A 19,706-nucleotide genomic window follows, 5' to 3' on the forward strand; every position below is an offset into this window, starting at 1 on the left:
GCCGGTACGCGAAAGCCGTACGCGGGTATGCGAAAGCCGCGCCGAGGAACCGGATCGTACGGTTCTGCGACGCGGCCGGCAGGGCGGAGTGCCGCCCGTTACATCGCGCTGATGCCCTGGATCGTGGCCACGGTGACGCCGAGCAGCGCGAACGCGATGCCCACCCAGCCCATCACGATGCCCGCGACCGCCTGGCCGCGGCCGCCGCCCTCTCCCCGGTCGGCCATCCGCTTGGCGGAGACGCCGAGGACCAGGGCGATGATCGGCAGGATGATCGGGATGAGCACCAGGCCGAGGATGCCGAGCACCATCGAGGCGGTGGCCTTGCCGCTGGGCAGCACGGCGCCGCCGGGATACCCGTAACCGGCCGGCGGCTGCGCGCCGAATCCCGGTCCGCCCGGGGCCTGGGCCCCGGCCGCGCCGCCTGCGATACCTGACTGGTCAGCCATGTCGTCCTCTCCATCGGTGCTGGTCATGGCCATGCTAGGCGGCGGCCTGTGGCCCTTTCGGAGAGAACGGTGAGAGGAATGTGATGAAAGGGCTGCGGTCCGGTCACTTCCTGTGCTAGGGGCTGTCCCGTAATCCCTGGCGGGCGTGCGACGGCGGCCACGGTTTCCGGGCCGGGGCACGGCCGCGGGCGCTCCCGGGCCGGGTCACGCCTGCGGGGCGCCCTCGGGCCAGGTCACGTCGATCAGGCGGCACACCATCTCGATGTCTATCTTCACCTGGGCGATCGACGCCCTCCCCGACAGCCAGGTGATCAGCGCCGAGTGCCAGGTGTGCTCGATGACCCGGACCGCGGACAACTGCTCCGGCGTCGGGTCCTCCAGCCCCATCGCGTCCAGGATGATCGCCGTCGTGATCCGCGAGACGGTGTCCACCTCCGGACTGACGCTGCGGTCCGCGAAGGTCAGCGCCCGCACCATCGCGTCCGCCAGGTGCGGCTCGCGCTGAAGCGCGCGGAACGCCCGCATCAGGGTGTCCGCGACCCGCTGCGCCGGGCCCCGGTCGGCCGGCGGGCGGCGGTGCAGCGTGGAGTGCAGGTGCTGGAGCTGGTCCTGCATGGTGGCGACCAGCAGATGGATCTTGGACGGGAAGTAGCGGTACAGCGTGCCCAGGGCGACCCCGGCGTCCTCCGCGACCTCGCGCATCTGCACCGCCTCGAAGCCGCCCTGGCCGGCGAGCCGGGCGCTGGCGTGCAGGATGCGGCGGCGACGGGCCTCCTGGCGCTCGGTCAGGGGCGGCGATGCCGGCTTGGCTTCCGCTGTCATGTGTCCCCGTCCCCATCCATGGCTTCTGTCCGCGACCGGCGGGAGACGCTTCGGTCTCCCGGGCGCGCACAGCATGCCAGCGCGCCCGGTGGTGGCGCGAATCACCTGATCCGGCCGTTGCACCGACGCTACCTGCCGGTAGATTCGTAGCTCATTGAACGATCCAGTCTGAAACTTGTTCTAGATTAGCGCGAGCGGTTACGCTCCGGCTGAAGCGCAGTGAGAAGGGGGCCGAGTGTGACCGCTGAGGCCATAGAGTCGGGCCCCCGCGCGGGCGGCGGCGCGTCCGGCGACCGCCCGTTGCGCATCGCGCTTCTCACCTACAAGGGCAACCCCTTCTGCGGCGGCCAGGGCGTCTACGTACGCCACCTCTCCCGTGAACTCGCCCGGCTCGGCCACCACGTCGAGGTGATCGGCGCCCAGCCCTATCCGGTGCTCGACGAGGGCGTCCCGCTCACCGAACTGCCCAGCCTGGACCTCTACCGCCAGCCCGACCCCTTCCGCACCCCCGGCCGCGGCGAGTACCGGGACTGGATCGACCTGGCCGAGGTCGCCACCATGTGGACCGGCGGCTTCCCCGAGCCGCTCACCTTCAGCCTGCGCGCCCGCCGCCATCTCGCCGCCCGGCGCGGCGAGTTCGACGTCATCCACGACAACCAGACGCTCGGCTACGGGCTGTTGGCGGACCTCGGCGCCCCGCTCGTCACCACGATCCACCACCCCATCACCGTCGACCGGCAGCTCGAACTGGACGCCGCCGCCGACCGCCGCCGACGGGCCTCGGTGCGCCGCTGGTACGCCTTCACCCGCATGCAGAAGCGGGTCGCCCGCCGACTGCCCTCGGTACTCACCGTCTCCGGCTCCTCCCAGCAGGAGATCGTCGACCACCTCGGGGTGCGCCCGGACCGGATCCACGTCGTGCACATCGGCGCGGACACCGACCTCTGGTCGCCCGACCCCGCGGTCGCCGAGGTGCCCGGCCGGATCGTCACCACGTCCAGCGCCGACGTACCGCTGAAGGGCCTGGTCCATCTCGTCGAGGCGCTCGCCAAGCTCCGCGCCGGGAACCCGCGGGCGCACCTCGTCGTCGTCGGCAAGCGGGCCGAGGACGGACCGGTCGCCCAGGCCATCGAACGGCACGGCCTCGGGGACGCCGTCGAGTTCGTCAAGGGCATCACCGACGCCGAACTCGTCGACCTCGTACGCGGCGCCCAGATCGCCTGCGTCCCCTCGCTGTACGAGGGCTTCTCGCTGCCCGCCGCCGAGGCCATGGCCACCGGCACCCCGCTCGTCGCCACCACCGGCGGCGCCATCCCCGAGGTAGCGGGCCAGGACGGCGAGACCTGCCTGGCCGTCCCGCCCGCCGATGCCGGTGCCCTGGCCGACGCGCTCGGCCGCCTGCTCGGCGACCCGGAGCTGCGCGCCCGGCTCGGCGCCGCGGGCCGCGACCGGGTGCTCTCCCGCTTCACCTGGAAGCAGGCCGCCCTCGGCACCGCCGCCCTGTACCGCGAGGCGATCGCCGCCCGCTCCGGCGGCCGTCGCTGACCCGGCCCCGCACCGCCCCCGCGCACTCGTCCCTCCGCCCGACCCCACCCCTCGACCGCGAAAGCAGGCACTCGTGCTGACCGTGGACTTCACCCGCTTCCCGCTCGCCGCAGGTGACCGGGTGCTCGACCTGGGCTGCGGCGCCGGACGCCACGCCTTCGAGTGCTACCGGCGCGGCGCCCAGGTGGTGGCCCTGGACCGGAACGGCGAGGAGATCCGCGAGGTCGCCAAGTGGTTCGCCGCGATGAAGGAGGCCGGGGAGGCCCCCGCGGGCGCCACCGCCACCGCGATGGAGGGTGACGCGCTCAACCTGCCGTTCCCCGACGCCTCCTTCGACGTCGTGATCATCTCCGAGGTGATGGAGCACATCCCCGACGACAAGGGCGTCCTCGCCGAGATGGTCCGGGTCCTCCGGCCCGGAGGCCGGATCGCGGTCACCGTCCCGCGCTACGGCCCCGAGAAGGTCTGCTGGACGCTCTCCGACGCCTACCACGAGGTCGAGGGCGGCCACATCCGCATCTACAAGGCCGACGAACTCCTCGGCAAGATGCGCGGCGCCGGACTCAAGCCGTACGGCACCCACCACGCCCACGCCCTGCACGCGCCGTACTGGTGGCTGAAGTGCGCCTTCGGCGTGGACAACGACAAGGCGCTGCCGGTGCGCGCGTACCACAAGCTCCTGGTCTGGGACATCATGAAGAAGCCGATGGCCACCCGGGTCGCCGAGCAGTTGCTCAACCCCGTCGTCGGCAAGAGCTTCGTGGCGTACGCGACCAAGCCCCACCTCCCCGCGGCCACCGCCCAGGATCTGGCCGGGGCCGAGGCGTGACCGTACCCGAGCAGACCGAACACCTCGTCCTGCCCGGTGTCCTCACCGCCGAGGAGGCCGCCGAGACCGTCGCCGCGCTCCTCGCCGCGCAGTGCGAGGACGGGGCCCTGCCCTGGTTCCGCGGCCACCACCTCGACCCGTGGGACCACACCGAGGCCGCCATGGCCCTGGACGCGGCCGGTGAGCACGGGGCCGCCGCCCGCGCCTACGACTGGCTGGCCCGGCACCAGAACCCGGACGGCTCCTGGTACGCCGCCTACCACGACGGGGACGCGGACCGGCCCACCGACCGCTCGCTGGAGACCAACTTCTGCGCGTACGTGGCCGTCGGCGTCTGGCACCACTACCTCGCCACCGGCGACGACGCCTTCGTCGACCGGATGTGGCCGACCGTCTACGCCGCCGTCGAGTTCGTCCTGGGCCTCCAGCAGCCCGGCGGCCAGATCGGCTGGAAGCGCGAGGCCGACGGCACCCCCGTGCACGACGCGCTGCTGACCGGCTGCTCCTCCGTCCACCACGCGCTGCGCTGTGCCCTCGCGCTGGCCGAACGCCGTGAGGAGCCCCAGCCCGACTGGGAGCTGGCCGCCGGGGCGCTGGCCCACGCGATCCGCGAGCACCCGGAACGCTTCCTGGACAAGAGCCGCTACTCGATGGACTGGTACTACCCGGTCCTCGGCGGCGCGCTCACCGGACCGGCCGCCAAGGAGCGCATCGACGCCGGCTGGGACCGCTTCGTGGTCCCCGGCCTCGGGGTGCGCTGCGTCGTGCCCAACCCCTGGGTGACCGGTGGCGAGAGCTGCGAACTCGCCCTGGCCCTCTGGGCGGTGGGGGAGTCCGACCGGGCGCTGGAGATCCTCCAGTCGGTCCAGCACCTGCGCGCCGGGGGCGGCCTGTACTGGACGGGGTACGTCTTCGAGGGCGACCGGGCCTTCTGGCCCCAGGAGCTCACCACCTGGACGGCTGGCTCCCTGCTCCTCGCGGTGGCCGCGCTCGGCGGCCACGAGGCGACCACCGCGGTCTTCGGCGGCGAACACCTCCCGCGCGGCCTGGAGCCGGACTGCTGCCGCTGAAAGGGGTACCCGGACCCGGATGGCGCGGTCCGGGTGGCGCAGGCCCCCGGGGCGGGCGAGCCTGACCGCGAGTGGCCGCAGCGGCCACCCGTCGTGGGGCCGTCCCGAGGCCCCGGCCAGGGAGGCCCGCCGTGCCCAGTTCCGCCGCGACCGGTCCGGTGCCGGTCCGCCGTCTGTTCGTCCCGCTGCTGCTGTCCGGCACCCTGGTCGTGGGGGCCACCGCCTGCGGCGGGAGCGGCGGAGGCAGCGCGAGCGGTTCGGCCTCGCCGAGCGCCACCTCGTCCGCCCAGGCACAGAAGTTCGCCAAGACGCGGTTCGTCGCCAACGCGGGGCTCGCGGCGGGGGCGGCGTACCAGTGGATCGTGAAGCCGTACCGGGCGGGCACGTTCAAGAAGGGCGCGGACGGGCGGACGTTCGCCCTGGTCAAGGCCGGGCTCGCGGGCGGCTTCACCTACAACCGGCTGAAGGCCGCGGCGGAGAACGCCAAGGGCGATCCGCTGCTCTCCAAGGCGGTGGCTCCGCTGACCGCGGGCATCGAATCGCTCAAGAGCCTCGGCAGCAAACTCCGCAGCGGTCAGGCGGGCGAGGGCGACATCGGCGCCTTCGAGAGCGTGATCAACGGCATCAAGTCGGCCGGCAGCAGCGTGGGCGCCGAGGTGAAGGACAAGGTGCCCACCACTTCCCAACTCGGCGGTTAATCACGGGATTTCAACCATCCGTCATGCTTAGGGTATGGCTATGAGCTCACTGACGCACGACCGCTACTGCGACGAGGTCATCAGCCGTACCGACGCCCTCCGGGCCGCGCTCCGCGGCGCCGACCTCTCCGCCGCCGTCCCGACCTGCCCCGACTGGGACCTGCGCGAACTCGCCCTCCACATCGGCCGGGTCCACCACTGGGTCGCCGAGATCGTCCGTACCCGCTCCGCCGAGGCCATCGACCTGAAGCAGGTGCCGGGCACCGCCCCGGAGGGCGAGGACGCCGCCGCGCTCGACGCCTGGCTGGCCGAGGGCGCTGCCGCGGCCGTCCAGGCGCTGCGGGCCGCGGGCCCGGAGGTGAAGGTGTGGGCCTGGGGCTGGGACGGCACCACGGGCTTCTGGGCGCGCCGGATGGCACACGAGACGATCGTCCACCACGCCGACGCCGCGCTCGCCACCGGTACCGGCTACGAGGTGGACCCGGAGCTGGCCGCCGACGCGATCGAGGAGTGGCTCCAGATCCTCGACTTCGCGCGGTCCTCGGGCCACGAGCGGGCCGCGGGCCTGACCGGTCCCGGTTCCGGGACCGGTCACTCCCTCCACCTGCACGCCACCGACGTACCGGACGCCGAGTGGCTGATCGAGTTCGGTGAGGGCGGCTTCGGCTGGAGCCGTGTCCACGGGACGGCGGACGTGGCGCTGCGCGCCCCGCTCACCGACCTGCTGCTCGTCCTCCTGCGGCGTCTGCCCGTCGAGCACGGCGGGGCCGAGGTGGCCGGTGACCGTGGGGTGCTGGACTTCTGGCTGAAGAACACCGAGTTCTGAGCGCCCGGCCGGGCGCTACGCGTTGAGTTCGGCGAGCACCCGCAGGGTGTGGGGGTCCGGTGCCGTCACCAGAAGGTCGGTCACCGGCCCCCCGCGCCACAACTCCAGTCGCTCGGCGATCCGTTCGCGCGGTCCGACCAGGGAGATCTCGTCCGCGAAGGCGTCCGGAACCGCCAGCACCGCCTCTTCCTTGCGCCCTTCGAGGAACAGCCGCTGGATGTGCCGCGCCTCCTTCTCGAAACCCATCCGCGCCATGAGGTCGGCATGGAAGTTCCGGGCCGCGTGTCCCATGCCGCCGATGTAGAAGCCGAGCATCGCCTTCACCGGCAGCAGTCCCTCGGCGACGTCGTCGCAGACCCGCGCCCGTGCCATCGGCGCGATCATGAACCCGTCGGGCAGGCCGGTGAGCGAGGCCGCGTACACATCGGTGCGGGTCGGCGACCAGTACAGCGGCAGCCAGCCGTCGGCGATCCGCGTGGTCTGCGCGATGTTCTTCGGCCCCTCCGCCCCCAGCAGCACCGGCAGTCCCGGCCGCAGGGGGTGGGTGATCGGCTTGAGCGGCTTGCCGAGCCCGGTGGCGTCCGGACCGGCGTACGGGTGGGAGTGGAAGCGGCCGTCCAGCGACACGGGGGCCTCCCGGCGCAGGACCTGACGGATGACGTCGACGTACTCCCGGGTCGCGGTCAGCGGGCTCTTCGGGAACGGCCGCCCGTACCAGCCCTCCACCACCTGCGGCCCGGACAGCCCGAGGCCGAGCATCATCCGGCCGCCGGAGAGGTGGTCCAGGGTGAGGGCGTGCATGGCGGTCGCGGTCGGGGTGCGCGCCGCCATCTGCGCGATGCCGGTGCCGAGCCGGATGCGGGAGGTGTGCGCGGCGATCCAGGTCAGCGGGGTGAACGCGTCCGAACCCCACGCCTCGGCCGTCCACACCGACGCGTACCCCAGCGCCTCGGCCTCCCGGGCCAGCTCCAGATGGGCGGGGTTCGGGCCGCGGCCCCAGTACCCGAGCGCCAGTCCCAGCCTCATGTCCGCCGCCTCCCAGCAGTTCTGACGATACGTCAGATACGTGACGCAGGACGGAGGGTACGGCAGCGGCCCCCCGCCCGGAAGGGGCGGAGGGCCGCTTGCGCACCGCTTCGGCGTGCTGGCTCAGCCGCGCTGGATGCCCGTGGTGTCCTGGAGCACGCCACGACGGCCGTCCTGGGTCTGGGCGACCAGGCCCGGACCGCGCTGCTCGACCGCGAGGTACCAGGTGCCCGGCGCCAGTTCGGCGATCGGCGCGGGCGAACCGTCCTCCCCGTACAGCGGGCGGGCCACCGGCACCGCGAACCAGAACGGGGTGAAGTCCCCGGCCGGGGCACCCGCACCCGTCGCCGCCTGTGGGGCCTGCTGGGCCTGCTGGGCCTGCGGGTCGGGCTGGCCGGAGTGCGGCTGACCGCCGTACGAGGGCTGCTGCGGCTGTCCGGGCTGGCCGCCGTACGACGGCTGCTGGCCGCCCGGGTAGCCGTACCCCTGAGCGGGCTGTCCGGGCTGGCCCGGCTGTCCGCCGTACGGCGACTGCACGCCGCGCGGGGAGGAGGCGCTCATCAGCGGGGCCTTGAGTGCCGGGACCAGCGGAGTGGCGACCGCGCCGCCCGCGAGCACGAGGGTGGCGAGCAGGCCGAGGATCAGTCCGGCGCCCGTGTTGCTGGCGTCGATCACGGTCCAGAACGACGTCCATACCGCGAAGACGCTGAGCGCGGCGCCGAACTGGCCGAGGTCGAAGCCGGCGACCTTGCGGTTCGGGGTGGCGCGGCTCACGATGATCAGCGCCGCCGCGATGATTCCGGCGAGGTAGACGCTCATCAGGAGTCCGAGGGCGTCCCAGGCGTTCGCACGGAGGCCGACGCAGCTGCCCACGGGGCAGCCGTAGAGGCTGAGGAAAGAGGCGATGAACAGCACGACCGCTGCTCCGATCACCACGCCGTCGCCTCGAGTGAGGGAGCGGATATTCACGTGAAGGTCCTTAGTCGATCGTCTCGTCGGGGCGGTCGTCGCTGCCGCCGGTACGGGCACGGCAGGCATGGCGGGCATGGCACGAAGCTCGGGGGCGGCCCCCATCGTACGGATGAATCTATCGTCTGCCTGGACGGGTTGTGTTCGTGCCCGCAAGACGGACGCATATCCCCCCGGTTTCGCCGCAGAACTACCTCTTGCTACCCGTTGAGATAGCTGCTGATGCCGTCCGCGATGCCTTGTGCCGCCTTCTGGCGCCAACCCGCGCTGGTGAGCAGGGCGGCGTCCTTCGGGTCTCGCATATTGCCGCATTCGATGAACACTTTGGGCACGGTCGACAAATTCAGCCCGCCCAGATCCTTGCGGGTGTCCAATCCGGTATTGCCGCCGATGTAATTGGAGGGCGCGCTTCCGGTGGCGCGGACGAATAGCCCGGCGATCCGGGTGCCGAGGTCGCGCGAAGGCGCGACGATCTTCGAGGTGTCCGCCGCACCGCCCCGCACCGGTCCGGGGACGATCACATGGAAGCCGCGGTTGCCGGGCGTCGAGCCGTCCGCGTGTACCGACACCACCGCGTCGGCCCGCGCCTGGTTCCCGATCCTGGCCCGCTCGTCCACACACGGGCCGAACGCCCGGTCGTCGTCGTACGTCAGCACGACCTTCGCGCCCTGCGCCCGCAGCAGCGTGCGCAGCCGGTGCGCGACGTCCAGGGTGAACCGGGCTTCCGCGTAACCGGAGTTGGTCGACGTCCCGGTGGTGTCGCACTCCTTGCGGGTGGTGCCGATGTCCACCTGGCGGTTGATCTCGCGGGTGTGCAGGTGGTTTTCGGGGTTGTGCCCGGGGTCGATGACGACGGTCTTGCCGGACAGCGGGCCCGGGACGGCACCGGCGGGCGGCGGCCCGGAGGCGGACGAGGCGTTCCGGGACGGTTTCCCCGGCGGCGAGGTGTGCGCGGAGGACGGGGCCGGGGACGGCGGCGCCGAGGCGGACGCGGCGGCGCCGCCGTCCGGTCCGGGTCCGGCGGCCACGCCGCCCCCGCCCCCGCCCCCGGCCCCGCCGCACCCCGCGGCGCCCAGCAGGCACACGCCGGTGAGCGCGGCGGCGGCTGTCGGAGTACGGCGGCGGCGGGTGGGGGGAACACTCTCGTCGTACGGCATCACGCGATGCTATCGGGGGCGGCCGGGCGGCCCGGTCTCAGATCCCGGGGCCGGTCCGCCGCAGCACCCGCAGCGAGTCCGTCACCGACACCTCGGCGAACGCGCCGGACTCCAGGGCTCGCAGATAGATCCGGTACGGGGCCTGCCCGCCGTCCGCCGGGTCCGGGAACACGTCGTGGATCACCAGCAGCCCGCCCTCGGCGACATGCGGCGCCCAGCCCTCGTAGTCACCGGTGGCGTGCTCGTCGGTGTGGCCGCCGTCGATGAAGACGAAGCCGAGCTTCCCGCCCCAGACGGCCGCGACCTGCGGCGACCGCCCGACCAGCGCCACCACGTGGTCCTCCAGCCCGGCCGCGTGCAGGGTGCGGCGGAAGGTGGGCAGCGTGTCCATCCGCCCGACCTCCGGGTCCACGACGGCCGGGTCGTGGTACTCCCAGCCGGGCTGCTGCTCCTCGCTGCCGCGGTGGTGGTCGACGGTGAGGGCCGTCACCCCGGCCGCCCGCGCTGCGTCGGCGAGCAGGATCGTGGACCGCCCGCAGTAGGTGCCCACCTCCAGCAACGGCAGCCCCAGCGCGGCGGCCCCGGTGGCGGCCGCGTACAGGGCGAGCCCCTCGCCCACCGGCATGAAGCCCTTGGCCTCCCGGAAGGCGGCGAGAACCTCCGGCGACGGCTCGACAAACGACTCGGCGGACACGGGTTCCTCCTGGGGACGACGGGTAGGGCTACGCGGTTCGGACGGCGCCCCATCGTGCCGCACGCCCCGCACCGCGGCGCGGGCGCCCCCGCGTCGGGGCGTACCCCTGGCTCCGGCGGCGCGTCAGCGGCGGCGGGTGTCTCCCCATCGGGGGCGGGGGGTCTCCTCATCGGCCGCCACGATCCCGCGGCCCGCCCCGCCCGGCAGGGCCGCCGCCGGTCCCGGTGGCCGCACAGCCCGCGGCCCGGTACGGAGCGATCCCCGGCGTCCGTGTCTTCCTTCGGCCTGGCGCGCAGGTCGCGTGGGCCGATCCCCTCTGTACCGCCCCGCGGACCGCAAAGAGTTCTTCGCGAAGAAACCTTCGCGAAGAACTCTTTGTGGTTTAGTCTGTGCCGCATGGCAGATACGTGGGAGGGGCCGGACCGGCCCGCCGTTGAAACGGAATCGGTTGTCCTGGACGCCAAGGGGCTGCGCGCCCTGGCGCATCCGGTACGGGTGCAGTTGGTCGAGCTGCTGCGGAGCCACGGCCCGTCGACCGCCACCCGCCTCGCGGAGCGGCTGGGGGTCAACTCCGGGACGGCCAGCTATCACCTGCGCCAGCTCGGCGCGGCGGGCTTCGTCGAGGAGGACACGGAACGCGGCAACGCCCGGGAGCGCTGGTGGCGTTCGGTGCACCGGACGACGGAGCTGAGGGGCCGGGACCTGGCCGAGGAGGAACCCGAGGCCACGCTGGCGTACCTGCAGTCGGTCGCCGCCATGTACACGCTGCGCACCCAGCAGATGCTGAACCGGCTCCGTACGATGCCCCCCGACTGGCGGGGCACCTTCGACCTGAGCGACTGGAACCTGCTGCTCACACCCGAGGAGACCATCGCCCTGCGCCAGGAGCTGGGGGAGCTGATCGCCCGCTACCGGCAGGACACACCGGAGGCGGCGGCGAGCGCCCCCGAGGGGGCCGGGCGGGTCGGATTCCTCACGCACCTGCTGCCCGAGCCGGACGCGACATGACGGCGCGGGACGCCACGGGCGCCGAAGCGGACGCCGCCCGGATACCCGGCCCCCGTTCCTTACGGCCGCTGGGCGGGGTGCTGACGGCCATGGCCCTGTCGCTGACCGGCACCCGGATCTCCCTCGTGGCGCTGCCCTGGTTCGTCCTCGTCACGACGGGCAGCGCCACCCGCACCGGACTGGTCGTCTTCTGCGAGATGGCGCCCTACGTGCTGGTCAAGGCCCTCACCGGACCTGTGGTGGACCGGACCGGCCCCCGGGCCGTCTCCTGGACCGCCGACCTGGCGAGCGCGACCGCCGCGGCCCTGGTCCCCCTGCTCCACGTCCTGCACCTGCTGGCCTTCCCGGTCCTCCTGTTCCTGGTCGCGGTGATCGGCGCGGCCCGTGGCCCGGGGGATCTGGCCAAGGAGGTCATGGTGCCGGAGGCCGCCGAGCGCGGCAGGGTGCCGCTGGAGCGGGCCACCGGTCTGTCCGGGGTGATCGAGCGGCTCGCCTCCACCGTGGGCCCGGCGACCGGCGGCGCTCTGGTGGCGCTCGTCGGCCCGATGACGGGGCTCGTCGTCAACGCGGGCTGCCTCGTCCTCGGATCGGTGGTCATCGCACTGCTGCTGCCGCGCGGTGTGGGGCGCGCGGCCGAGGAAGCCCCGCCGCGGGCGGACGGCGAGGCGGAACCGGGCTACTGGCGGCGCTTCGGCGAGGGCTTCACCTTCCTCCGCGGCGAGCCGCTGCTGCTCACCGTCATCGTCATGGTGGGGATCACCAACCTGCTTGACGCGGCGATCGGTTCGGTGCTCATCCCCGTCTGGGCGAGGGAGTCCGGCAACGGCCCGGCCGCGATCGGCCTGATGGGCAGTGCGATGGGGGCCGCCGCGGTGGCCGGGAGCCTGATCGCCGCGGCGGTCGCGTCCCGGCTGCGGCGCCGGACGGTGGTGCTGGCAGGGTTCCTGCTGGCCGGGGCGCCGAGGTTCCTGGTCCTCGCCTCCGGTGCCCCGCTGGGGGTGGTGCTGGCGGTCTTCGCCGTCAGCGGGTTCGGCGCCGGGTTCATCAACCCTGTCCTGGGGGCCGTCCTCTTCGAACGGGTGCCGCGCCGCATGCTGGGCCGGGTCAACGCCCTCGGTGACTCGCTGGCCTGGGCCGGGATTCCGCTGGGCGGCCTGCTCGCCGGGGCGGCGGTGGCCGCCACCGGACTCGCCCCGGTGCTGATCGCCTGCGCGACCGCCTACTTCCTGACCACGAACCTGGCCGGACTGCGCCCGGAGTGGCGGGAGATGGACCGCACGCGCCGCACGGACCGCGCGGGTGCGCGGAAGGCCGTTACGTAAGACCGTTACGTAAGGCCGTTACGTAAGGCTCCACCGGGTTCCGTCGGGGATGTACCAGACGCGCGCGGCTCCGTCCGCCTCACGGGCGTAGCCGAACCTGTCGTGGGACGGACGGCCCGCGCCGTTCCACCACTGCCACGCCTCCTCCACCCGGGCCCAGAGGCCGGGGTCGCCGCCATGGGTGACGGTGCCCGTGCCCTCGCCCGCGAGGGGCGTACGCGCCCACGAACGGTCCGGACCCTGGATCTGCAACGCCATGGTCCCGGCGTCGTCGAGGTGGTGGACGATCTCCGCCCCGGGCAGGTGGAACGCGAGGACCAGGCGGAAGGCGTAGTGCGCGCGCACGTCCGCGGCGGTGACCTGCGACGGCCGGACGCCCGTTTGCGCGGCGGGCCTCGGCCGTCGCGGCACGGCATACGTACGGGCCTGCGCGCGGGCGGGCATGAAGCGGCCACCGGTCGTCGTGAAGTGGCCGAGCGCGCGGCCCTGTTCGTCGACCTCCAGGCGCACGAGTCCGCCTTCGACGCCGAGGGCGATGTCGGCGACCAGGACCGTGCCGGGTCTGCTCTGCTCGATCCAGGCGCCGGGTACGGCCGGTACGGAACAGGTGGCGATGATGCGGTCGAACCGGTCCCCGGTGACGTTGCCCCGGGTTCCGTCGCCGGAGACGAGCCGGGGCGCGAAGCCCGCAGCCGCCAGCCGGTCCCGTGCGGCGCCGACGAGGGCGGGATCGATGTCGACGGAGCACACCAGGCGCTCGCCGAGCCGGTGGCAGAGCAGGGCGGCGTTGTAACCCGTCCCGGTGCCGATTTCGAGGACCTGGTGGCCGTCCCCGACGCCGAGGTCTTCGAGCATTCCGGCCATGAGTCCGGGCAGGGTGCTGGACGAGGTCGGGACGCCGGTCCACGCCGTCTCGTCGACCCGCTCGGCGGTGTCCGGGTCGAGGGCGGTCACGAGCGTCTTGTCACGGTAGGCGGCGGCGAGGCCGTCGGCGGTGGTCGTGCCGTGGTGCTCGCGCCACACGGCGATGCCCCGCTCGTTCCGCTCCTGGTCGAACCAGCGGGGCACGAACAGATGGCGGGGCACACTGCTGAATGCCCGCGACCACACGGGCGTCCGGAGGGCACCGGCACGGGTCAGCGCGTCGGTGAGCGCGGCCATGTGCGGCCGGGCCTGATCGAGGGTCGGGGTGCTCATGCGGGGCTCCCAGCGGTTGGATTCGGGCACGGCGCGCGCGAACCGGCCGCAGCGCACCCCGGATGGCAGGAGCGCGCCACGGCAGGCGGTCAGCCGGTCAGCCGGTCAACCGGGACGGGGCTGACGGGCGCTGCGGGTTGGCGCAGTCGATGTGCCGGTAGAGCGTGACGGGCCCTCCGCTCTGCCGGGGGATCTCGCCCCGGAGGCAGCGGTCGAGCCGCTGGACCGGGCGCAGGCATGCGGAGCACGTGTGCCCCGAGGGCGCGAACGTGGCGTATTCCCACGGCCGTACGTCCATGCTCACACCGTCACCCCGCCCTGGGCCGGAGCGGAGCTGGCCAGCCGGCGCAGCATCCGGGCGAGGTCGTGCATGTGCTGGTAGGCGCTGAAGACGAGCGCGCCTTCCCCCGGCGCCGAAGCGAGAAGCCGATCGACCTCCCACCGGACGGAGCGTGTGGCGGCGTCCCGTGCATGGTCGAGGACCGCGTCGGCGAAGAGGCCCACCAGCACATGAAGTTCGGCGTTCCGGGCGTCGATCTCGCGTCGCGTGACGGCGCCGAGCCGGATCGCGAGGACGTCATCGGCGGTCCGCAGCGCGGTCCCGACGTTCACGAGACGGCCGGTCACTTCCGGCTGCTGGTCGGGGGAGGGGTAGGGCATGGGGGGCTCCCGGATCTGGGGTGGGGGCGGCAGACGGACGGGCTGCGCGACGGTGTCGTTGTCGTGGTGCGCACCGTTTCGGCAACCTTTGGTAATCGTGTCAGCGCGGACGGTAATCTGGGGCCATCGCGGCGGAATTCTGCAAGCAGATTCCTGCGTGAATATCCGCGCTGCGTCTGTGCGTTCGCGCCCCCTGGTGGAGCGTTCTGCGTTGGCACAGAACGCTCCTTGCGGCAGCGGAACATTCTCCGTCACACTGGGTAACAAGTCCTGGGAGGCAGAAGATGATTACGGATGTGGAGTCGGCGACGCCCGCACTCTGCCGTCTTCAGTTAGGACGTGAGCTTCGACAGCTCCGGCAGGAGGCCGGTCTCACCTCGACCCAGGTCGTCCGCACTCTGCTCTGTAGTCCGTCGAAGCTGACGCGGCTGGAAACGGGAGAGAACTCGGTCGTCGAGGCCGTGGATGTCATGGCGCTCTGCGAGATCTACGGGGCGAACCCCGAGAAGCGTGCCTTGCTGATGGGGTACGCGGCCGTCACCAAGACCAAGAGGGACTGGTGGCAGTCACCCGAGTATCGGCTGGCCATCGCCCCCACGTTCAAGGCGTACTTGGGCCTGGAGGCCACCGCCTCCGCTCTGCACACCTACGAGGGCGAGTTCGTCCCTGGCCTTCTCCAGACCGAGGCCTACGTACGAGCGATCTACCAGCGCGAGCACGAGAGGCTCTCCATTGACGAGATCGACCGGCTCGTCGACGTACGGATGACGCGGCAGGAAGTGCTTCGTCGCGCCTCGGTGCCGCTCAAGTTCGCGGCGGTCGTCAACGAGGCGGTTCTCCGCCGACAGGTCGGCAGCCCGGCCGTCATGCGGGCGCAGATAGAGCATCTGGCGGAGGTGGCCGAGCGGCCCTCGGTGCGCGTGCAGGTGGTTCCCTTCAAGGCGGGTGTGCACCCTGGGATGAATGGCGCCTTCACTCTGTTCCGGCTCAACGAAGCGGAGTCCATCGTCTACCTGGAGTACCTGGGCGGGGCTTCAGTCATTCGAAAGCGTGCCGATGTGGGTCTGTACGAAGAGGCGTTCAACGACCTCCAGATTCTTGCCGTGGGGCCACAGGAATCTCTCGGCCTGATCAGAGAAGCTATCAAGGAGCATTGATCTACATGACCACTCATGAGCCCACTGGTGCCGACTGGTTCACGTCGAGCTACAGCAATAACCAGGGTGGTAACTGCGTCGAGGGTGCGCGGCTTGTTGGGCGGGTGATGGCTGTCCGGGATTCCAAGGATCCCGGGCGGGGTGTCTGTGTTTTTCCGGCTGTCGCCTGGCGTGCGTTCGTTGCTGAGGTGAAGGCTGCCGACGTCGTTGTCTGATGGTGCTGGTGATCCGGGTGGCAATCGAGGAATCGAGGAGCTATGAACCTCAGGACCATCACGGCTGGTTCCCTGCGTGGGGCTGACTGGTTCACGTCGAGCTACAGCAACGACCAGGGCGGCCAGTGCGTCGAGGGTGCGCGACTCGATGGGCGGGTGATGGCTGTCCGGGATTCCAAGGATCCCGGGCGGGGCGTCTGTGTCTTCCCGGTCGCGGCCTGGCGCGCGTTCGTCGCGGGGGTCGCGTCCGGCGGCCCCGTCGCCTGAGGCCTCACCAGCGGAGGTCCCCGCCATGCACCGGCAGGGACCTCCGTCACACTCCCGGTGCGTCCCGGTCTGATTTCACACCGCGGTGTACGCCCCGGCGCTGGTCTACAGCCAGCGGTCGTACCAGGCGAGGGGTTGTTGGAGACCAGTGGGCACCCGAGTCGACGCGGCTCAGGTGCCCACGTGCCGGGGGTGTCAGGCGGACATCTCGGCGCACACGGTGTAGACGACGACATCGCCTTCGGCCGTACCGGTGGTGAACCGTACGTAGCCGGTCCCGTCGGGGTTGAGGCGCGTACCGCTCTCCCGGAAAGTGCTGGAGAGCCCTTCACCGGCGACATCGCCCCCGATGCTCACAGCTACCGACCCCGCCGGGCAGAGCGGGGTGGGAACGGGGACGTTGTCAGGGGTGGATGGCGGGATGTGCACAGTCTCCTGGATCACGGTGAAGGAAGTGACACCCGCCGGACCCTGAGGGCCTGCCGGACCGGCCGGACCCTGAGGGCCTGCCGGACCGGCCGGACCCTGAGGGCCTGCCGGACCCGTACATCCCTGCTTGCAGGGGCCTTTGTATCCGTACTCGTCCGCGAAGGCCGGTTGTGCGGCGACGGCACCTGCGCCGACGGCGGTGAGGGCGGTGAGGGCGACGGCGGCAAGCCTGCGTGCGATCTTCATCCAGAGCGCCTTTCTCCGAGACATTTCCACTACCCAGATTCCTGGGAAAGTGGCCGGGTTCACCACGTCCTGAATCGTCGGTGACGTATTTCACATAAGAGCACGTCGGCTCCCCAGGGGGCTGGTATCGGTACGAGGCATCTGATTATTTAGCTTGATTGGGTGAGGTGGATCTACCTCGTCGGGTGACGCCTCCAAAGGAGGATCATTTCGACCCAGATGCCTAGCGCCCGGAGTCGCGCCCCGGTCTCAGACGCCTTTCACAGGTTCTGAAGGGTTTATGCGCCCAGAGGGTTTTGTGGAGGATTTTCGGATCTTCGATGACCAAGACCGTGTCCTGTGCGGTGAGCGATTGTTCAGCTGTTCATGGGGCGGGATACGTGGAGTTGGATTGCTCCGGACGGGCTGTGGGAGATCGCGAAGCCGTTGATCCCGCCGTCGAGGGTGCGTCCGCGGGGAGGTGGGACGCAGGACACGCCTGAGGAGACGCTGTTCGCGGCGATCGCCTATGTGCTGGTGAGCGGGTGCGCCTGGCGGGCTCTGCCACCGTGCTGTGGGGTCTCGAAGTCCGCCGCGCAGCCGTGCACCGGCGCTTTGTCATCTGGTCCAGGGCCGGTGTCTGGGGCGGCTGTACGAGGCTGTGTTCGACCGCATCGACGAGTGCGGCCTGCGCGGCCTGACCCGCGTGGTCCTCGACTCCGCCCGCGTACGGGCCAAAAAAGGGGTGAACTCACAGGCCCCAGCCCCGTGGGCCACGGTAAACCGGGTTTCACGACGCACGTCCTGTTGGACGCGAACGGACTGCCTCTGGTAGTCGGCATCTCCGCCGCCTATACCCACGACAGCCAAGGTCTGAAGCCCGTGGTGGCCGGTCTCCCGTCGAGACGCGAATCCCACCGCGTCTGGCATGAAAAACCCGGCCAGCTCCACGTGGACAAGGCCCACGACATCCCAGCCCTACGGAAATGGCATCGCGGGAAACGCGTCGGCGTCCGCATCGCCCGCGAGGAAATCGAATCCAGTGAACGGCTCGGACGCCGAAGTGAGGCATCGAGCGCACGCTGCCGTGGCTGACCGGATATCGCTGGATCAACCACCGCTACGAGCGCCAACCCCGCCACTACCTGGCCTTCCTCAGCCTCGCCGCCACCCTCTGCCGCCACCACAGACAGCTCATCCGCCTCACCACCCAGGACACGGTCCAGGTGGCGCAGGGCGTGAGGGACGTGGATGGCCCGGCAGAGCGGAACGTTGGTGTCCTCTTCGCCGTGCAGGATCAGGGCAGGGGTGCGGATCCTGGAGGCGCAGGAGATCGGACTGTGCCGGTCGTGGATGTGTGGCCCTGGGCCCTCCCAGCCGGTGCTGCGGCTGAGCGCCGCTCCGAGGAATCCCCAGTCGCCGTTCACGGCCCGCATGCCCCAGCCCGCTGATGCCCGCGCCCGTCATGGCGGCCTTGCACCTGTCCGCGTGGCCCAGCGCCCAGGCCGCGATGAAGCCCCCGTGGCTCCATCCGGAACCAGGCCGTGGACGGCTGCCGAGCCCAGGTCGACCCGGGCGGGGTCTGTCCGCGGGGCCTATCCGTAGGGCAGGCAGATCGCCCACGCGTGGATCGCCGCTCCAGGAGTGGAGCCGAACGGAGTGGGGACCACCCAGCCCGTGTTGGTGCTGTTGGGGTGGCCCTTCTCCCCGATCCCCCCGTAGGTGTGGGGGCCGTCCGACGTGTACCCGCCGCTGACCACGGTGTAGCCGGTCGGGCACTCGGCTGTCGCTACGGCCATGCCGTCGGTGGGGACGGACGGGCCGTTGACCGTGATGCTGGGTCCGGACACGCCGGGAGGGCCGGGAGGACCCGCCGGCCCTTGGGGGCCTGCCGGTCCGGGAGGTCCCGCCGGCCCAGGGGGTCCTGCCGGTCCTTCGGGTCCTACCGGTCCAGGGGGCCCCTGGCATCCTCCGTCGCGCTGGTGGCAGGGGCCGTGGTCCCCGTCCCCACGCGCGAAGGCCGGCTGGGCGCTCAGGGCGCCGATACCGACGGCGGCAGTGACGGCGACGGCGGAGAGTCTTCGGCCGCTCTTCATCCAGGGGCCTTCCTCGGCTTTGCGGATTCCGCGCCTCTGTGGTTTCTGTGGTCTCTGCGGATACGGCCACGTCTATCAGCCGCCGCGGGCCCTCGCCGCTTCGAGAGGGCCGAACGCGGACGGACGGGTGCGGCCTCCCGGGCGGGACGCCGGACCGAGCGGGAACCGGTCCGTGTGATCACGGCCAAGGGCGGTGCCAGGCCCAGGTGCTGACCTGCTCTGCCTTCTGCCCGTTCGAAAGCGCGTGCGTGCGCGGAACCCTGACGCTCGAACGCCCGGACCCCGTCCGCCGGTGAGGGTCCGGGCAGGGGCCTGGTGCGAGTTCGGACGCACTCGTGACGGAACCAGGGACAACGGCGGCGGCATCTGATGGAGTGACGTGATGAAGGCACCGGTGCACCGCGTGCCCCAGCCCAGGACTGATCGTTCAGGAGGACGACCGAGGATGCTGTCGGAGGCGATGACCGCGCTGGCCGCGGCGGGAGGCACCGCGGTGGCGCAGGCCGTGGGCACGGACGCGTGGACAGGGGTACGCCAGCAGGTGGCCCGTTGGTTCGGTCGGGGAGATCCGCAGCGCGAGCACGCCCAGCTGGAGCGCCTCGATCAGACCGTGGCCGAGCTGGAGGCGGCTCCGCCGACCGATGCGGAGCGGCTGCGCATCCGTCAGGAGGCGGTGTGGCAGGGCCGGATCGAAGCCCTGCTGGAAGGACTTGAGGACGTCGAGCGCGGCCAGGTCGCGGATGAGCTGCGCGCTCTGCTGGCCCAACAGGCTTCCCACGGAGGCGTGTCGGCCGGCCGGAGCGGGCTGGCCGTCGGCGGAAACGTGAACGTCCGGGCCGACCACGGGTCCGCCGCCGCTGTGACCATGGGGAACGTGACACTGGGCAGCCCTTCCCAGCCGGGTCCGCACCAGGACTGAGCGGACCCGGAGCCTTCTCGGCCGCGCCGACTCACACCGTCAGCGGCGTCTTCGCCGACCACGGCGGCCTCGCCGTCGGCTACGCCGGACAAGTCCACCACCACGCCCCGCCCCGTACCCCGGCCG

22 protein-coding genes and 1 pseudogene are annotated in these 19,706 nt (G+C 71.8%); 12 read left to right on the forward strand and 11 right to left on the reverse strand.

Annotated features, from left to right (window positions below):
* Positions 1-98: 98 nt before the first annotated feature.
* The gene (locus ACFVWY_RS09215; RefSeq protein ID WP_389868899.1) at positions 99-476 is read right to left on the reverse strand and encodes a DUF4190 domain-containing protein; all 378 of its coding nucleotides are present in this window, start codon (positions 474-476) and stop codon (positions 99-101) included.
* Positions 477-653: 177 nt separating this feature from the next.
* Positions 654-1,271, reverse strand: coding sequence for a TetR family transcriptional regulator (locus tag ACFVWY_RS09220; RefSeq protein ID WP_389868902.1), 618 nt, complete (start codon positions 1,269-1,271; stop codon positions 654-656).
* A 237-nt stretch (positions 1,272-1,508) separates the two neighbouring features.
* Between ACFVWY_RS09220 and ACFVWY_RS09225 the strand changes: the two genes are divergently transcribed.
* The 5 genes from ACFVWY_RS09225 to ACFVWY_RS09245 all read left to right on the forward strand — a co-directional run bounded on the left by ACFVWY_RS09225 (position 1,509) and on the right by ACFVWY_RS09245 (position 6,239).
* Complete coding sequence (locus ACFVWY_RS09225; protein WP_389868904.1) at positions 1,509-2,816, forward strand: glycosyltransferase family 4 protein; 1,308 nt, start codon at positions 1,509-1,511, stop codon at positions 2,814-2,816.
* 73 nt (positions 2,817-2,889) lie between these two features.
* On the forward strand, positions 2,890-3,645 hold the full coding sequence (locus tag ACFVWY_RS09230; RefSeq protein WP_389868907.1) for a class I SAM-dependent methyltransferase: 756 nt from the start codon (positions 2,890-2,892) through the stop codon (positions 3,643-3,645).
* Entirely contained in the window at positions 3,642-4,715 is a 1,074-nt protein-coding gene (locus ACFVWY_RS09235; RefSeq protein WP_389868908.1) for a prenyltransferase, read from the forward strand. Before ACFVWY_RS09230 ends, ACFVWY_RS09235 begins: the two co-directional genes overlap by 4 nt.
* Before the next feature lie 131 nt (positions 4,716-4,846).
* Positions 4,847-5,413 (forward strand): hypothetical protein, encoded by a 567-nt coding sequence (locus ACFVWY_RS09240; RefSeq protein WP_389868910.1) that lies wholly within the window; start codon positions 4,847-4,849, stop codon positions 5,411-5,413.
* A gap of 40 nt (positions 5,414-5,453) precedes the next feature.
* Positions 5,454-6,239 carry a maleylpyruvate isomerase family mycothiol-dependent enzyme gene (locus tag ACFVWY_RS09245; protein ID WP_389868911.1) on the forward strand — a complete coding sequence of 262 codons (786 nt, stop codon included), beginning with the start codon at positions 5,454-5,456 and terminating at the stop codon, positions 6,237-6,239.
* Between the two features lie 15 nt (positions 6,240-6,254).
* On the opposite strand, the gene ACFVWY_RS09250 is transcribed toward ACFVWY_RS09245, so the two are convergent.
* The 4 genes from ACFVWY_RS09250 to ACFVWY_RS09265 form a co-directional block, all read right to left on the reverse strand.
* Positions 6,255-7,265: an LLM class F420-dependent oxidoreductase gene (locus ACFVWY_RS09250; protein ID WP_389868913.1), complete on the reverse strand. Its 1,011-nt coding sequence runs from the start codon at positions 7,263-7,265 to the stop codon at positions 6,255-6,257.
* A 123-nt stretch (positions 7,266-7,388) separates the two neighbouring features.
* Positions 7,389-8,234 (reverse strand): DUF5336 domain-containing protein, encoded by an 846-nt coding sequence (locus ACFVWY_RS09255; RefSeq protein ID WP_389868916.1) that lies wholly within the window; start codon positions 8,232-8,234, stop codon positions 7,389-7,391.
* A gap of 200 nt (positions 8,235-8,434) precedes the next feature.
* Positions 8,435-9,391, reverse strand: coding sequence for an N-acetylmuramoyl-L-alanine amidase (locus ACFVWY_RS09260; RefSeq protein WP_389868917.1), 957 nt, complete (start codon positions 9,389-9,391; stop codon positions 8,435-8,437).
* A gap of 37 nt (positions 9,392-9,428) precedes the next feature.
* Positions 9,429-10,016 carry a class I SAM-dependent methyltransferase gene (locus ACFVWY_RS09265; RefSeq protein ID WP_389869030.1) on the reverse strand — a complete coding sequence of 196 codons (588 nt, stop codon included), beginning with the start codon at positions 10,014-10,016 and terminating at the stop codon, positions 9,429-9,431.
* Positions 10,017-10,481: 465 nt separating this feature from the next.
* Between ACFVWY_RS09265 and ACFVWY_RS09270 the strand changes: the two genes are divergently transcribed.
* Together ACFVWY_RS09270 and ACFVWY_RS09275 are read left to right on the forward strand one after the other, a co-directional pair.
* Complete coding sequence (locus ACFVWY_RS09270) at positions 10,482-11,093, forward strand: ArsR/SmtB family transcription factor (protein ID WP_389868918.1); 612 nt, start codon at positions 10,482-10,484, stop codon at positions 11,091-11,093.
* On the forward strand, positions 11,090-12,415 hold the full coding sequence (locus ACFVWY_RS09275) for an MFS transporter (protein ID WP_389868919.1): 1,326 nt from the start codon (positions 11,090-11,092) through the stop codon (positions 12,413-12,415). The genes ACFVWY_RS09270 and ACFVWY_RS09275 overlap by 4 nt, the downstream gene beginning before the upstream one ends.
* Positions 12,416-12,433: 18 nt before the next feature.
* Here the strand turns inward: ACFVWY_RS09275 and ACFVWY_RS09280 are convergent, their stop codons facing one another.
* From ACFVWY_RS09280 to ACFVWY_RS09290, 3 genes are all read right to left on the reverse strand, one after another.
* The gene (locus tag ACFVWY_RS09280) at positions 12,434-13,612 is read right to left on the reverse strand and encodes a methyltransferase domain-containing protein (protein WP_389868922.1); all 1,179 of its coding nucleotides are present in this window, start codon (positions 13,610-13,612) and stop codon (positions 12,434-12,436) included.
* Between the two features lie 97 nt (positions 13,613-13,709).
* Positions 13,710-13,910, reverse strand: coding sequence for a hypothetical protein (locus tag ACFVWY_RS09285; protein ID WP_389868924.1), 201 nt, complete (start codon positions 13,908-13,910; stop codon positions 13,710-13,712).
* Between the two features lie 2 nt (positions 13,911-13,912).
* On the reverse strand, positions 13,913-14,272 hold the full coding sequence (locus ACFVWY_RS09290) for a hypothetical protein (protein WP_389868926.1): 360 nt from the start codon (positions 14,270-14,272) through the stop codon (positions 13,913-13,915).
* A gap of 284 nt (positions 14,273-14,556) precedes the next feature.
* Here ACFVWY_RS09290 and ACFVWY_RS09295 point away from each other — a divergent pair, with 284 nt between their 5' ends.
* The 3 genes from ACFVWY_RS09295 to ACFVWY_RS09305 are packed head-to-tail and all read left to right on the forward strand — an operon-like array spanning position 14,557 to position 15,911.
* Positions 14,557-15,429 carry a helix-turn-helix domain-containing protein gene (locus ACFVWY_RS09295; protein WP_389868929.1) on the forward strand — a complete coding sequence of 291 codons (873 nt, stop codon included), beginning with the start codon at positions 14,557-14,559 and terminating at the stop codon, positions 15,427-15,429.
* A gap of 5 nt (positions 15,430-15,434) precedes the next feature.
* Positions 15,435-15,644: a DUF397 domain-containing protein gene (locus tag ACFVWY_RS09300; RefSeq protein ID WP_389868931.1), complete on the forward strand. Its 210-nt coding sequence runs from the start codon at positions 15,435-15,437 to the stop codon at positions 15,642-15,644.
* 42 nt (positions 15,645-15,686) lie between these two features.
* Positions 15,687-15,911: a DUF397 domain-containing protein gene (locus ACFVWY_RS09305; protein ID WP_389868933.1), complete on the forward strand. Its 225-nt coding sequence runs from the start codon at positions 15,687-15,689 to the stop codon at positions 15,909-15,911.
* 195 nt (positions 15,912-16,106) lie between these two features.
* Here the strand turns inward: ACFVWY_RS09305 and ACFVWY_RS09310 are convergent, their stop codons facing one another.
* Entirely contained in the window at positions 16,107-16,268 is a 162-nt protein-coding gene (locus tag ACFVWY_RS09310) for a hypothetical protein (RefSeq protein ID WP_389868935.1), read from the reverse strand.
* A gap of 684 nt (positions 16,269-16,952) precedes the next feature.
* Between ACFVWY_RS09310 and ACFVWY_RS09315 the strand changes: the two are divergent.
* Positions 16,953-17,776: pseudogene (locus ACFVWY_RS09315) on the forward strand (IS5 family transposase); the annotation flags it as partial.
* 384 nt (positions 17,777-18,160) lie between these two features.
* Here the strand turns inward: ACFVWY_RS09315 and ACFVWY_RS09320 are convergent.
* The gene (locus ACFVWY_RS09320) at positions 18,161-18,415 is read right to left on the reverse strand and encodes a hypothetical protein (protein ID WP_389868938.1); all 255 of its coding nucleotides are present in this window, start codon (positions 18,413-18,415) and stop codon (positions 18,161-18,163) included.
* 691 nt (positions 18,416-19,106) lie between these two features.
* Here ACFVWY_RS09320 and ACFVWY_RS09325 point away from each other — a divergent pair.
* Positions 19,107-19,580, forward strand: coding sequence for a hypothetical protein (locus tag ACFVWY_RS09325; protein WP_389868941.1), 474 nt, complete (start codon positions 19,107-19,109; stop codon positions 19,578-19,580).
* Positions 19,581-19,706 lie beyond the last annotated feature (126 nt).

The sequence above is a fragment of the Streptomyces sp. NPDC058195 genome, assembly GCF_042883525.1.
GTDB lineage: Bacteria > Actinomycetota > Actinomycetes > Streptomycetales > Streptomycetaceae > Streptomyces.

What these genes read in the sequence shown, in the direction of transcription:
- ACFVWY_RS09215 (WP_389868899.1), bottom strand. Translation starts at nt 476, where the DNA reads ATGACCAGCACCGATGGAGAGGACGACATGGCTGACCAGTCAGGTATC.
- ACFVWY_RS09220 (WP_389868902.1), bottom strand. Translation starts at nt 1,271, where the DNA reads ATGACAGCGGAAGCCAAGCCGGCATCGCCGCCCCTGACCGAGCGCCAG.
- ACFVWY_RS09245 (WP_389868911.1), top strand. Translation starts at nt 5,454, where the DNA reads ATGAGCTCACTGACGCACGACCGCTACTGCGACGAGGTCATCAGCCGT.
- ACFVWY_RS09250 (WP_389868913.1), bottom strand. Translation starts at nt 7,265, where the DNA reads ATGAGGCTGGGACTGGCGCTCGGGTACTGGGGCCGCGGCCCGAACCCC.
- ACFVWY_RS09260 (WP_389868917.1), bottom strand. Translation starts at nt 9,391, where the DNA reads ATGCCGTACGACGAGAGTGTTCCCCCCACCCGCCGCCGCCGTACTCCG.
- ACFVWY_RS09265 (WP_389869030.1), bottom strand. Translation starts at nt 10,016, where the DNA reads ATGCCGGTGGGCGAGGGGCTCGCCCTGTACGCGGCCGCCACCGGGGCC.
- ACFVWY_RS09270 (WP_389868918.1), top strand. Translation starts at nt 10,482, where the DNA reads ATGGCAGATACGTGGGAGGGGCCGGACCGGCCCGCCGTTGAAACGGAA.
- ACFVWY_RS09275 (WP_389868919.1), top strand. Translation starts at nt 11,090, where the DNA reads ATGACGGCGCGGGACGCCACGGGCGCCGAAGCGGACGCCGCCCGGATA.
- ACFVWY_RS09280 (WP_389868922.1), bottom strand. Translation starts at nt 13,612, where the DNA reads ATGAGCACCCCGACCCTCGATCAGGCCCGGCCGCACATGGCCGCGCTC.
- ACFVWY_RS09285 (WP_389868924.1), bottom strand. Translation starts at nt 13,910, where the DNA reads ATGGACGTACGGCCGTGGGAATACGCCACGTTCGCGCCCTCGGGGCAC.
- ACFVWY_RS09290 (WP_389868926.1), bottom strand. Translation starts at nt 14,272, where the DNA reads ATGCCCTACCCCTCCCCCGACCAGCAGCCGGAAGTGACCGGCCGTCTC.
- ACFVWY_RS09295 (WP_389868929.1), top strand. Translation starts at nt 14,557, where the DNA reads ATGATTACGGATGTGGAGTCGGCGACGCCCGCACTCTGCCGTCTTCAG.
- ACFVWY_RS09300 (WP_389868931.1), top strand. Translation starts at nt 15,435, where the DNA reads ATGACCACTCATGAGCCCACTGGTGCCGACTGGTTCACGTCGAGCTAC.
- ACFVWY_RS09305 (WP_389868933.1), top strand. Translation starts at nt 15,687, where the DNA reads ATGAACCTCAGGACCATCACGGCTGGTTCCCTGCGTGGGGCTGACTGG.
- ACFVWY_RS09325 (WP_389868941.1), top strand. Translation starts at nt 19,107, where the DNA reads ATGCTGTCGGAGGCGATGACCGCGCTGGCCGCGGCGGGAGGCACCGCG.